Origin of the sequence: Bradyrhizobium genomosp. III (genome assembly GCF_000261705.1) — a bacterium.
Taxonomy (GTDB): Bacteria; Pseudomonadota; Alphaproteobacteria; order Rhizobiales; family Xanthobacteraceae; genus Bradyrhizobium; species Bradyrhizobium ottawaense.
In genome coordinates, this window is record NZ_AJQF01000200.1 from 34,317 (window position 1) to 46,474 (window position 12,158).

The 12,158-nt window shown below is 65.6% G+C and carries 12 protein-coding genes; 8 read left to right on the forward strand and 4 right to left on the reverse strand.

Features of this window, described 5'->3' with window-relative positions; genetic code table 11:
* Positions 1-203 precede the first annotated feature (203 nt).
* Complete coding sequence (locus tag IC66_RS0117310; RefSeq protein WP_028140233.1) at positions 204-1,319, reverse strand: ATP-dependent DNA helicase; 1,116 nt, start codon at positions 1,317-1,319, stop codon at positions 204-206.
* 482 nt (positions 1,320-1,801) lie between these two features.
* On the opposite strand from IC66_RS0117310, the gene IC66_RS0117315 reads away from it, so the two are divergent.
* Genes IC66_RS0117315 through IC66_RS0117350 form a run of 8 tightly spaced genes read left to right on the forward strand, consistent with a single transcriptional unit; the run spans position 1,802 to position 8,513 of the window.
* On the forward strand, positions 1,802-2,080 hold the full coding sequence (locus tag IC66_RS0117315; RefSeq protein ID WP_157158058.1) for a 4Fe-4S dicluster domain-containing protein: 279 nt from the start codon (positions 1,802-1,804) through the stop codon (positions 2,078-2,080).
* Entirely contained in the window at positions 2,073-2,408 is a 336-nt protein-coding gene (locus IC66_RS0117320) for a chaperone NapD (RefSeq protein WP_049801838.1), read from the forward strand. The genes IC66_RS0117315 and IC66_RS0117320 overlap by 8 nt, the downstream gene beginning before the upstream one ends.
* Positions 2,409-2,434: 26 nt before the next feature.
* Positions 2,435-4,984: a nitrate reductase catalytic subunit NapA gene (napA, locus tag IC66_RS0117325; RefSeq protein ID WP_038948467.1), complete on the forward strand. Its 2,550-nt coding sequence runs from the start codon at positions 2,435-2,437 to the stop codon at positions 4,982-4,984.
* An 18-nt stretch (positions 4,985-5,002) separates the two neighbouring features.
* Positions 5,003-5,767, forward strand: coding sequence for a ferredoxin-type protein NapG (gene napG, locus IC66_RS0117330; RefSeq protein ID WP_049806547.1), 765 nt, complete (start codon positions 5,003-5,005; stop codon positions 5,765-5,767).
* Positions 5,764-6,708: a quinol dehydrogenase ferredoxin subunit NapH gene (gene napH, locus IC66_RS0117335; protein ID WP_049806548.1), complete on the forward strand. Its 945-nt coding sequence runs from the start codon at positions 5,764-5,766 to the stop codon at positions 6,706-6,708. Before napG ends, napH begins: the two co-directional genes overlap by 4 nt.
* Entirely contained in the window at positions 6,705-7,172 is a 468-nt protein-coding gene (locus IC66_RS0117340) for a nitrate reductase cytochrome c-type subunit (protein WP_038948471.1), read from the forward strand. Before napH ends, IC66_RS0117340 begins: the two co-directional genes overlap by 4 nt.
* Before the next feature lie 7 nt (positions 7,173-7,179).
* Entirely contained in the window at positions 7,180-7,896 is a 717-nt protein-coding gene (locus IC66_RS0117345; protein ID WP_063615300.1) for a NapC/NirT family cytochrome c, read from the forward strand.
* Between the two features lie 5 nt (positions 7,897-7,901).
* Complete coding sequence (locus IC66_RS0117350) at positions 7,902-8,513, forward strand: DUF2478 domain-containing protein (protein ID WP_157158059.1); 612 nt, start codon at positions 7,902-7,904, stop codon at positions 8,511-8,513.
* Positions 8,514-8,586: 73 nt separating this feature from the next.
* Here IC66_RS0117350 and IC66_RS0117355 read toward each other — a convergent pair whose 3' ends face one another.
* The 3 genes from IC66_RS0117355 to napA (IC66_RS0117365) all read right to left on the reverse strand — a co-directional run.
* The gene (locus tag IC66_RS0117355) at positions 8,587-9,228 is read right to left on the reverse strand and encodes a NapC/NirT family cytochrome c (protein ID WP_028140229.1); all 642 of its coding nucleotides are present in this window, start codon (positions 9,226-9,228) and stop codon (positions 8,587-8,589) included.
* Positions 9,225-9,695 carry a nitrate reductase cytochrome c-type subunit gene (locus IC66_RS0117360; protein WP_028140228.1) on the reverse strand — a complete coding sequence of 157 codons (471 nt, stop codon included), beginning with the start codon at positions 9,693-9,695 and terminating at the stop codon, positions 9,225-9,227. The genes IC66_RS0117355 and IC66_RS0117360 overlap by 4 nt, the downstream gene beginning before the upstream one ends.
* A 3-nt stretch (positions 9,696-9,698) precedes the next feature.
* Positions 9,699-12,158, reverse strand: a 2,460-nt coding sequence (gene napA, locus IC66_RS0117365; RefSeq protein WP_038948475.1) for a nitrate reductase catalytic subunit NapA, incomplete at its 5' end; no start/stop codon positions are given.

Below are 12,158 nucleotides of genomic sequence, written 5' to 3' on the forward strand. Positions count from 1 at the left end.
CGTGAGGCGCGGCAACGCCACCTCATAACCGCTGTCGTCCCCGCGAACGCGGGGACCCATAACCCCAGGGAGGAGCGTGAGGCAAAACTCCCACTCCGAGTCTTCGTCAATCATCTTCCTGTGGGTATGGGTCCCGGATCGGCGCTCCGCTTCGCTACGCTTGTCCGGGACGACAGCGGAGGTCGAGGCTCGGGCCTCGGCGCCTAAACCACGATACTCAACCTTTTCGCCGCTCGCGTGATGCCTGTGTACAGCCACCGCGCCCTTGAGTCCTGGAACGCAAAGCTCTCGTCGAACAGCACGACGTCGTCCCATTGCGAGCCCTGCGACTTGTGCACGGTGAGCACGTAGCCGTAGTCGAACTCGTCATAGGGCTTGCGCTGCTCCCAGGCGATCTGCTCGACGCCGCCCTCGAAGCAATCGGCGCGCACCGAGACCTTGGTCACCTTGTGGCCGAAATCCTCGTCCGGCGACAGCCGCATGCTGAGGATGCGCGATTTCGCGCGCGAGGTGTTGCGCGACTTCACGCGCCATAGCCCGCCGTTGAACAGGCCCTTCTTGCGGTTGTTGCGCAGGCATACCAGCTTGTCGCCGGCGACCGGGAAGACGTCCTCGATGTTCTGGCGCTGGCGCACCCGCATGTTGTAGGCGCGCCGGGTGTTGTTGCGGCCGACCAGCACCTGGTCGGCGCCCATGACCCTGTCAGGATCGAGCTCCTTGCGCGACACCACCTCGCTCTCGCCGTAGCGGCCGATGTCGAGTTCGCGTCCCTCGCGCACGTCCATCGACATCCGCACGATCGGATCGTCCTGCGCCTGGCGGTGCACCTCGGTCAGCATCGCGTCCGGTTCGGTGTTGGTGAAGAAGCCGCCGCCCTGGATCGGCGGCAGCTGCGCGGGATCACCCAGCACCAGCAGCGGGCAGTCGAACGACATCAGGTCGCGGCCCAATTCGGCGTCGACCATCGAGCATTCGTCGATCACGATCAGCTTCGCCTTCGAGGCCGGCGCGTCGTCCCACAATTCGAAGCTCGGCTGCTCCTCGCCGGATTCGCGGGCGCGGTAGATCAGGGAGTGGATGGTGGAGGCGTCGTCGCATCCCTTGTTGCGCATGACGAGGGCGGCCTTGCCGGTGAAGGCGGCGAACTTCACCTCGCCGTCGACGCCGTCGGCGATGTGCCGCGCCAGCGTGGTCTTGCCGGTGCCGGCAAAGCCGAACAGGCGGAAGATCGGCGGCGTGCCATTGCGGCCCGGCTTGGCCTTCAGCCAGTCGCCGACGGCCTTGAGAGCGGCATCCTGATGCGGTGTGAAACTGGCCATATCTGTCTTGAGGAAGGGCGAAAAGGCGGCGATTCGCTACGCCCCAAGTTAATCATTCGACCCCCGCTTTCAAGCCGGATGCAGCAGCGAAGATCGAGGCGTCAGCGGGCGGTCGTCAGCTTTCGCTGGCCCGCCTCGCGGCCGCAAATCCGCCTCATCACGTCGCAGGTGAAGGCGAAGTAAACGCCTTGCCCGGTTTGCGCAATTTCGTGCGGCAAACGACCCGCAGGTTAATCGTTGCTTGCGCGCGTTCGCGACGCCGGTTGATCTAGCGCAATGCAACATGGACAGCGCGAACCTATGGTCCGCAGCGGTGACAACGGCGTCGACCGAGATGTGCCCGATGGGGCGCATTCTCCTGGAAAATTCCTCAACACGGGTCTGCCCGTGAGGATTCGGATATGCCGAGACCAATGTCGCGACGCTCACTATTCTCTGCTGTTCTGCCTTTCGCATCCGGCCGCGACGCGCTTGCGCCGCGCGTGAACGAGTCGTGCCCCGAACAGGTGGCGACCGTCTCCAGCGCGAGCGCCTGCGTCGAAAGACACGGCGTGGTCTGCCGTCGCTGCGTCGAAGCCTGTGAGCATTCCGCCATCCGCATTCTCGCGCGCGAGAAGCTCGGCGCCGTCATCGATGCCGCGGCCTGCACCGGCTGCGGCGACTGCATCCCGGTCTGCCCGGTCGAAGCCATCGCGCTCGCGCCGCGGGACCGGATCGCGCTGGTATCCGAACTTGCAAACCTGGTCGTGCACAATGGCTGAGGCCACCAACATCTGCGGCGTTGCCGTCTATCTCGCACCGGATGCCGCGGACGGTCTGACGGACCGGATCCTGGCGTTGCCCGGCGTCGAGCTCGAGGCCGCATCCGGCGAGAACCGGCTTGCGCTGACCGTCGTCGATACGCCGGCCTCGCTGGCGATCGACCAGATCGCCGCGATGCATCGCCTGCCCGGCGTCGTCAGTGCCTCGCTGATCTTTCACGCCTTCGATGCGCCCGACGACGAGAGCGCGATCGAGACCGAGCCGGCCGCCTGCTGCGGCGGCCTCTGCCAGAATTCCGGCGCGCACGCGCGCCCTTCCGCAATTTGAGATTCGTTGAGCCGGAGAGACCGACGATGGTTACGAAGTTGACGAACGGAAATGAAGCCACGGCGACCCGCCGCGATGCGTTGAAGGCAGCCGCAGCGGTTGCTGCCGCCTCGACCATCGGTGTGACGCTGCCGGATGCGGCGATCGCGCAGCCGGGGAAGACCGACGGCATCCGCTGGGACAAGGGCGTATGCCGCTTCTGCGGCACCGGCTGCGGCGTGATCGTCGGCACCAAGAACGGCAAGGTCGTGGCGACGCAAGGAGATCCCGATGCGCCGGTCAATCGCGGCCTCAACTGCATCAAGGGCTACTTCCTGTCCAAGATCATGTACGGCGAGGACCGGCTGACCCAGCCGATGCTGCGCATGAAGAACGGCAAGTTCGACAAGAACGGCGAGTTCGCGCCGATCTCGTGGGACGACGCCTTCAAGCTCATGGCCGAGAAATGGAAGACCGCGTTGAAGGCCGGTGGTCCCTCGACCGTCGGCATGTTCGGCTCGGGCCAGTGGACCATCTGGGAAGGCTACGCCGCCGCCAAGCTCTACAAGGCCGGCTTCCGCTCCAACAACCTCGATCCGAATGCGCGCCACTGCATGGCCTCGGCCGTCACCGGCTTCATGCGCACCTTCGGCATCGACGAGCCGATGGGCTGTTACGACGACATCGAGCATGCCGATGCGTTCGTGCTGTGGGGCTCGAACATGGCGGAGATGCATCCGATCCTGTGGTCGCGCCTGACCGACCGCCGTCTGACCCATGAGGGCTGCGAAGTCCACGTGCTCTCCACCTTCGAGCACCGCTCGTTCGAGCTCGCCGACAATCCGCTGGTGTTCACCCCGCAGAGCGACATGGCGATCCTCAACTACATCCAGAACTACATCGTCAACTCCGGTGCGACGAACAAGGACTTCGTCGAGAAGCACGTCGAGTTCGCATCGACCGTGACCGACATCGGCTACGGATTGCGGCCGACGCACGCCCTCGAGATCAAGGCGCTCAACGCCTCGCACAAGGCCGGCAAGGACGGCGCGCTCGATCCGGCCGGGTTCAAGGACAAGATCGGATTCGACGAGTACAAGAGGCTGCTCGAGCCCTATACGCTCGACTATGCTCACAAGATGTCGGGCGTGCCGAAGGAGAATCTCGAGCGGCTCGCAAAGCTCTATGCCGATCCCAAGAAGAAGGTCGTCTCCTACTGGACGATGGGCTTCAACCAGCATGCACGCGGCACGTGGGTCAACAACATGATCTACAACGTGCACCTCTTGATGGGTAAGATCTCGGAGCCCGGCAACGGCCCGTTCTCGCTGACCGGCCAGCCCTCGGCCTGCGGCACCGCGCGCGAGGTCGGCACCTTTGCCCATCGCCTGCCGGCCGATCTGGTCGTCACCAACCCGAAGCACCGCGAGACGGCCGAGAAGGTGTGGCAGCTGCCCGAGGGCACCATCCCGGGCAACATCGGCTACCATGCCGTGCTGCAGAACCGGATGCTGAAGGACGGCAAGCTCAACGCCTATTGGGTCCAGTGCAACAACAACATGCAGACGGCCCCGAACATGAATGAGGAGGGCTATCCCGGTTATCGCAATCCGGCTGCCTTCGTCGTCGTCTCCGATCCCTATCCGACCGTGACCACGCTGGCTGCGGACCTCATCCTGCCGACGGCGATGTGGATGGAGAAGGAGGGCGCCTATGGCAATGCCGAGCGGCGCACCCAGTTCTGGCGCCAGCAGGTGAAGGCGCCGGGCGAGGCGCGCTCGGATCTCTGGCAGGTGATGGAGTTCTCCAAGTACTTCAAGATCGAGGACGTGTGGCCGGAGGAGCTGATCGCCAAGAAGCCGGAGGTGCGCGGCAAGACGCTGTTCGACGTGCTCTATGCCAACAGCGAGGTGAACAAGTTCCCGATCACCGAGTGCCAGAAGGGTTTTGACAATTCGGAGAGTGCCGCATTCGGCTTCTACGTGCAGAAGGGCCTGTTCGAGGAATACGCCAAGTTCGGCCGCGGTCACGGTCACGATCTGGCGGATTTCGAGCAGTATCACCAGGCGCGCGGCCTGCGCTGGCCGGTCGTCAGCAACAAGGAGACGCTCTGGCGCTTCCGCGAGGGCTACGATCCCTACGTCAAGCCGGGCGAGGGCGTGTCGTTCTACGGCAAGCCGGACAAGAAGGCGCGCATCATCTTCTGTCCGTTCGAGCCGGCGGCCGAAACGCCCGACAAGGAGTTCGATCTGTGGCTGTGCACCGGCCGCGTGCTGGAGCACTGGCATTCCGGCTCGATGACGCGCCGCGTCCCCGAGCTGCACCGTGCCGTGCCGGCCGCGACGCTGTTCATGCATCCGGACGACGCGGCCGAGCGCAAGCTGTTGCGCGGACAGCCGGTGAAGATCCAGACGCGGCGCGGCGAGGTGGTCACGCGGGTCGAGACCAAGGGCCGCAACAAGCCGCCGCGGGGCCTCGTCTACTTCCCGTTCTTCGACGAAAGCCAGCTCGCCAACCAGCTCACGCTCGATGCGACCTGTCCGATCTCGAAGGAGACCGATTTCAAGAAGTGCGCCTGCCGCGTGACGTCGGCCTAAACCCTCGATGGACGAGCCATGTCGGATTCCAGCTCAGGCATCCCGCGCGATCCGCGCCGCCGCAAGGCGCTGCAGGATATGACGCGTTTCGGCGGCGGCGCAGCCGTCGCCGCAACGATGCTGACGGCATTCGGCGTGTCCTCGCGGGCCAAGCCCGCGCAGACGCTGCGGCCGCCGGGTGCGCTTCCCGAGAAGGATTTTCTGGCGGCCTGCGTCCGTTGCGGCCTGTGCGTTCGCGACTGTCCTTACGACACCCTGAAGCTCGCGGACTGGGCCGGCGGGCCCGCGATGGGAACGCCGTTCTACGTCGCCCGCAACGTGCCTTGCGAGATGTGCGACACCATTCCCTGCGTCAAGGCCTGCCCGACCGGCGCGCTCGAGCATGCGCTGACCGACATCGCGAAGGCCAAGATGGGCGTCGCGGTGATCACCAGCCGCGAGACCTGCCTCAATCTGCAGGGCTTGCGCTGCGACGTCTGCTATCGGGTCTGTCCGGCCATCGACAAGGCGATCACGCTCGAGGTCTCGCACAATGCGCGCACGACCAAGCACGCGATCTTCGAGCCGGTCGTTCACGCCGAGTCCTGCACCGGCTGCGGCAAGTGCGAGAAGTCCTGCGTGCTGACCGATGCCGCGATCAAGGTGCTGCCGATCGAGGTCGCCGCGCTGAAGCAGGATGAGCACTACAAGCGCGGCTGGGAAGAGAAGTCCAGGGCCGGCGGAGCCCTGGTCGATGCGCCGCTCAAGCTGCCGGTGCGCAGACCCGAGGGAGGCACGCCATGACGGCGAATGCCAGGCCTTATGTCGAAGCGCGCGCGGTCAAGGGACTTTGGGCCGCCTCGCGGTTTCTGGTGCTGCGGCGGGCGAGCCAGCTGTTCTTCCTCGCGCTGTTCCTGTCGGGGCCGCTTCTGGGCGTCTGGATCGCCAAGGGCACGCTGGCCTCGTCGATGACGCTCGGCACGCTGCCGCTGACCGATCCCTTCGTCTTGCTGCAATCGCTCGCGGCGCGCCACTGGCCGGAGGCCCTCTCGGTGATCGGCGCCGCGATCGTGCTCGCCGCCTATCTGCTGTTCGGCGGCCGGACCTATTGTTCCTGGGTCTGCCCGGTCAATCCGGCGACCGATCTTGCTGCCTGGCTGCGGCGGCGGCTCGGCATCACCTTCACGGCCAAGATCCGCCCGGAGCTCAGGCTCTATTTCGTCGGCGCGGTGCTCGCGGCCTCCGCACTATCAGGGTCGATCGCCTGGGAGCTGATCAACCCGGTGACGGCGCTGCATCGCGCGCTGGTGTTCGGTCTCTGGTTCGGCGCCGGCGGCACGGCGGCGATCTTCGTGTTCGATCTCCTCGTCGCCAGGCACGGTTGGTGCGGTCATCTTTGTCCCGTCGGGGCGTTCTACGGCCAGATCGGCAAGGTCGCGCTGCTGCGCGTCACCGCCGACAACCGTGCCGCCTGCAACGACTGCATGGATTGCTTCGCCGTCTGTCCGGAGCCGCATGTCATCGGCCCCGCGCTCAGGGGCGAGCGCAGCGGCGCCACGCCGGTCATCATCGCGGGCGATTGCACGCTCTGCGGAGCCTGCATCGACGTCTGCTCCAAGCAGGTCTTTCATCTCGGTCTGCGCGGCCGCAATGCGGCGCGTCCGGACCCCTCCATGACCGCGCCATCGCCAGCGGCGCGCGTCGTCTCTTCCCAGCCGGCCGTCCTTGAAAGGGACCTCCCATGACGTTTGTTCGACTGATTCCGTTGATCGCGGCGGCGGCCGTCGCCGTCGCAGTTGCAATTCCGTTCGCGGCGTCGGGCCCGCTTGCGCAGGAGGCCAAGCAGCCCAAGGCGCTGCGCGAGGCCCCGCTGACCGAGATGTCGGCGCCGCCCGACGTGACCAAGCAGTCCGTGCCGGCAAGCGGCTTCGAGCGTGCCTATCGCCAGCAGCCGCCGCTGATCCCCCACAAGATCGACGGCTACCAGATCACGACGGAGAACAACGCGTGCATGGGCTGCCACGACTGGCCCGGCAATACCCGCGTCAACGCGCCGAAGATCTCGGAGACGCATTACGTCGACCGCCAGGGCGTGCGGCTCGATAAGGTCGCCGGCACGCGTTACTTCTGCCAGCAATGCCACGTGCCGCAGGCCGACGCGAAGCCGCTGGTCGGCAACATCTTCCAGAACGCGACGCAGGCGAAGTGAGGCTGACATGCAGGACACCAGCACTTCTGCCGCCGTCGCAGCAGCGCAGCCGGGTCGCCTGAAACGGCTGTGGCGATGGTTCTTCTCGCCGACCGCGCGCTACGCCTGGGGACTGATCGCCATCGTCGCATTCGCCGGCGGCGTCCTGTTCTGGGGCGGCTTCAACTGGGCGATGGAGATGACGAACAACGAGCAGTTCTGCATCTCCTGTCACGAGATGAAGGAAAACGTCTATCTCGAATACCGCAACACGGTTCACTATTCGAACCGCACCGGCGTGCGCGCCAGCTGTCCGGATTGCCACGTGCCGAAGGAATGGAGCCACAAGGTCGTCCGCAAGATCCAGGCCTCGAACGAGGTGCTGCACAAGATCCTCGGCACCATCGGCACGCCCGAGAAGTTCAACGCCCACCGCATCGACCTTGCCAAGAGCGTGTGGCGCGGCATGAAGACGACGGATTCGCGTGAGTGCCGCAACTGCCACAAGTTCGACCACATGGAGTATGCGGTGCAGGAGCCGCGCGCCTCCAAGCTGCACCAGACCGCGTTCGCGCAGGGCAAGACCTGCATCGATTGCCACCAGGGCATCGCGCACAAGCTGCCGCCCAAGGCGCAGGAGGGATATCGCGATATGCTCGAGCATATCGACGAGGTCGGCCCCGTGCAGCGCATGATCGACTTCCTGCAGGATGCCGACGTCGCCAAGGCGAAGGCGGCGAGGTGATGGACATGCTTCAGCAATCCCGCGATACGGCGGATAGCGCGCCCCGGCCTTCCGCCGCCGTCAGCGTTGCCCTGGTCTATGATTCGGGCCCGGCCGTGAACCGGTGGTTCGCCGGTCTCGTCACCGAGCTTCGCGGCTCGGGCAAGAGCCTGGCCGGCCTGATCCAGGAGGACGTGCCGCAGCCGGGTCGCACACGCTGCGACATGGTTCTGCACGAGCTCGCCACCGGCCGGTCGATGTCGATCTCCGAGGATCTCGGCGCAGGTGCGACCTCCTGCCGTCTGTCCACGCCGCGCCTGCTCGAAGCGGCGCAACTGGTCGAAGCCCAGCTCGCCGACGCCGAGATCGTGTTTCTCAACAAGTTCGGCAAGGCCGAGGCGGAAGGCGGAGGGCTGCGCGACCTGATTGCCCATTGCATCGAGTCCGGCAAGAGCCTCGTGATCGGCGTTCCCAGCGGCAATCAGCAAGCCTGGACCGATTTCTGCGGCGAGTATTTCAGGACGGTCGCGGCAACGCCGGAGCCGAGCCAGGAGGCGATCGCGGCTCTTGCGGCTCTGCTCGCTCAGCCCAAGACTGGTCGCGCGAAGGCCGGCAGCGAGCAGCTGCACGTGGCCTGAGGCCGCATCCCGGCTCGTCCCACCGGACCGGCGGGCGCCATTGCTCCCGCTGGTTCAAGCGGGGGCAGAAGCGCTATTGCCAGCCGGGAACGCCGCGCATGTCGGGCAGCTTGTGCGCGATGCCCTTGTGGCAATCGATGCAGGTCTTCTCGCCGCTGAACAGGTAGCGCTGATGCGCAACCGAGGCCCGCGGCGACTGCTTCGTGATGTCCATGGAATCCGCGCTGTGGCAGTTGCGGCATTCCAGTGAATCGTTGGCCTTGAAGCGCGCCCATTCATGCGCGGCCAGCTCGAGCCGGTGATCCATGAATTTCTCGCGGGTGTCGATCGTGCCGAAGATCTTGCCCCAGACTTCCTTGGACGCCTGCATCTTGCGCGCGATCTTGTCGGTCCAGTTGTGCGGCACGTGGCAGTCGGGACAGGTGGCGCGGACACCGGAGCGGTTGGAGAAGTGGATGGTGGACTTCAGCTCCGCATAGACGTTGTCCTTCATTTCGTGACAGCCGGTGCAGAACTTTTCGGTGTTGGTCAGTTCCAGCGCGGTGTTGAAGCCGCCCCAGAAGATGACGCCCGCCACGAAGCCCGCGAGCACGAGCGTGCCGAGCGCGAACACAGAGCTCGGGCGCCTCAGCACGCCCCAGAGCTCGAGCACAAAGCTCCAGGTTCGCGCGATGAAGCCGCGCCTGGGCTTGGACTCCTCCGTGGTCGCGCTCATCGGCGGCCACCGGGGCTTGCGCGCGAGAGCAGCGTGTCGATGTCGACGAAGTCGTTGCTCACGGGCGGATTGGCGGTGTTCTGCGGCACGTGACACTCCGTGCAGAAGAAGCGCCGCGGCGAGATCGAGGCCAGGAACTGGCCGTCGCGGTCCATGAAGTGGGTGATCGAGACCATCGGCGCCTGCGACTCCGCCGTGCGCGCGCGGGCATGGCAGGACAGGCACTTGTTGCCGTTGAGGTCGATCTGGTAGCCGTCGATCGTATGCGGGATCACCGGCGGCTGCTCCGGGTAGTTGCGCGTCTCCTTCTCGGAGGTGTTGCGGTTCGGCAGCATCGTCGGCGCCGGCCCTTCGTCGTTAAGCGGGGTCGGGCCGCGCAGGCCTGAATTGAGCGTCTGCGCGGTCAGCGCGCTCGCCCCCGCGGCAATCGCGAGCGCCAGCACGGCAATGCCAAGTCGCTTCATCATGGCTCACACCCGCTCGATGCGCACGGCGCATTTCTTGTAGTCGGTTTGCAGCGAGATCGGATCGGTGGCGTCCAGCGTCACCTTGTTGATCAGCTTGGATTCGTCGAACCACGGCACGAAGACCAGCCCACGCGGCGGCCGGTCGCGGCCGCGTGTCTCGACACGGGCGCGGATGAAGCCGCGCCGCGAGACCACCTTCACTTCGTCGCCGCGACGGAGCTTGGCCTCCTGCGCATCGTCCGGGTGCATGAAGCACACGGCCTCGGGGAAGGCCTTGTAGAGCTCGGGCACCCGGCGCGTCATGGTGCCGGAATGCCAGTGCTCCAGCACGCGGCCGGTCGAGAGCCAGAACGGATATTCGCCGTCGGGCGATTCCGCCGGCGGCTCGTAGGGCAGGGCGAAGATGCGCGCCTTGCCGTCCGGATAGCCGTAGAACTGCACGTCGGTGCCCTGCTTGACGTAGGGGTCGCTGCCCTCGCGGAAACGCCATTTGGTTTCCTGGCCGTTGACGACAGGCCAGCGCAGGCCGCGCTCGCGGTGATAGGTCTCGAACGGCGCGAGGTCGTGGCCGTGGCCGCGGCCGAACGAGGCGTATTCTTCGAAGAGTCCCTTCTGCACGTAGAAGCCGAATGCTTTGGATTCCTCGTTGGCGTAGCCCTTCTCGATCTCGGAGGTCGGGAATTTGTCGACCTGGCCGTTCTTGTAGAGCACGTCGAACAGGGTCTTGCCGCGAACCTCGGGTTTCTTGGCGATCAGCTCCTCGGGCCAGACCTCCTCGATCTTGAAGCGCTTGGAAAACTCCATGAGCTGCCAGAGATCGGACTTCGCCTCGCCGGGCGCGTTGACGAGCTGGTGCCAGAACTGCGTGCGCCGCTCGGCGTTGCCGTAAGCGCCCTCCTTCTCCACCCACATCGCGGTCGGCAGGATCAGGTCGGCGGCCAGGGCCGTCACCGACGGATAGGCGTCCGAGACCACGATGAAATTGTCGGGATTGCGGAAGCCCGGATAGGTCTCCTCGTTGGTGTTGGGCCCGGCCTGGAGATTGTTGTTGACCTGCACCCAATAGGCGTTGATGAGGCCGTCCTTCAGCATCCGGCTCTGCAACACGGCATGTGCGCCGGGCTTGTCGGGAATGGTGCCCTCGGGCAGCAGCCAGAGATGCTCGGCGTGGTCGCGGTGCTGCTTGTTGGTCACCACCATGTCGGCGGGGAGGCGGTGCGAGAAGGTGCCGACCTCGCGCGCGGTGCCGCAGGCGGAGGGCTGCCCGGTCAGCGAGAACGGGCTGTTGCCGGGCGAGGAGATCTTTCCGGTCAACAGATGGATGTTGTAGACGAGGTTGTTGCACCAGACGCCGCGGGTGTGCTGGTTGAAGCCCATGGTCCAGAACGAGACCACCTTGGTCTTCGGGTCGGCATAGAGCTCGGCCAGCACCTCGAGGCGGTTCAGCGGCACGCCGGACATCTCCGCCGCTTTCTCCAGCGTGTAGTCCGAGACGAACTTGACGAATTCGTCGTAGCTCATGTCGGTGGAGTCATTGGCCTTCGCCGCACCCGTCGCCTTCTTCTGCAGCGGATGCTCGGGCCGCAGGCCGTAGCCGATGTCGGTCTGGCCGCGCCTGAAGATGGTGTGTGCGGCGACGAAGTCCTTGTGGACCCGGCCGGTCTTGATGATGTGATGGGCGATGGCGTTGAGAATGTAGAGGTCGGTTTGCGGCTTGAACACCATGCCGATGTCGGCGAGGTCGAACGAGCGGTGCTCGAAGGTCGAGAGCACGGCGACGCGGACATGCGGCGCCGAGAGCCGGCGGTCGGCGAGGCGCGTCCACAGGATGGGGTGCATCTCCGCCATGTTGGAGCCCCACAGCACGAAGGCGTCGGTCGCCTCGATGTCGTCGTAGCAGCCGGCCGGCTCGTCGATGCCGAAGGTGCGCATCATGCCGGCGACGGCCGAAGCCATGCAGTGCCGCGCGTTGGGATCGATGTTGTTGGTGCGGAAGCCGGCCTTGAACAGTTTCGAGGCGGCATAGCCTTCCCAGATCGTCCACTGGCCCGAGCCGAACATGGCGACGCCGTTCGGTCCGCGCTTCTTCATCGCCTCCTTCCACTTCACCTCCATGATGTCGAAGGCTTCGGTCCAGGACACGGGCGTGAACTCGCCGTTCTTGTCGTACTTGCCGTTCGCCTTGCGCAGCATCGGCTGCGTCAGGCGGTCGTGGCCGTACATGATCTTGGAGAGGAAATAGCCTTTGACGCAGTTGAGGCCGCGATTGACCTCGGCCTTGATGTCGCCGTGGGTCGCGACCACGCGGTTGTCCTTGGTGGCGACCATCACGGAGCAGCCGGTGCCGCAGAAGCGGCAGGCGGCCTTGTCCCATTTCAATTCGCTCGCCTCCCGCTCGGCGGCGAGATTGGCGGCGAGCGCCGGGACCGGCATGCCGGCAGCGGCGGCCGCGATCGCGGCAGC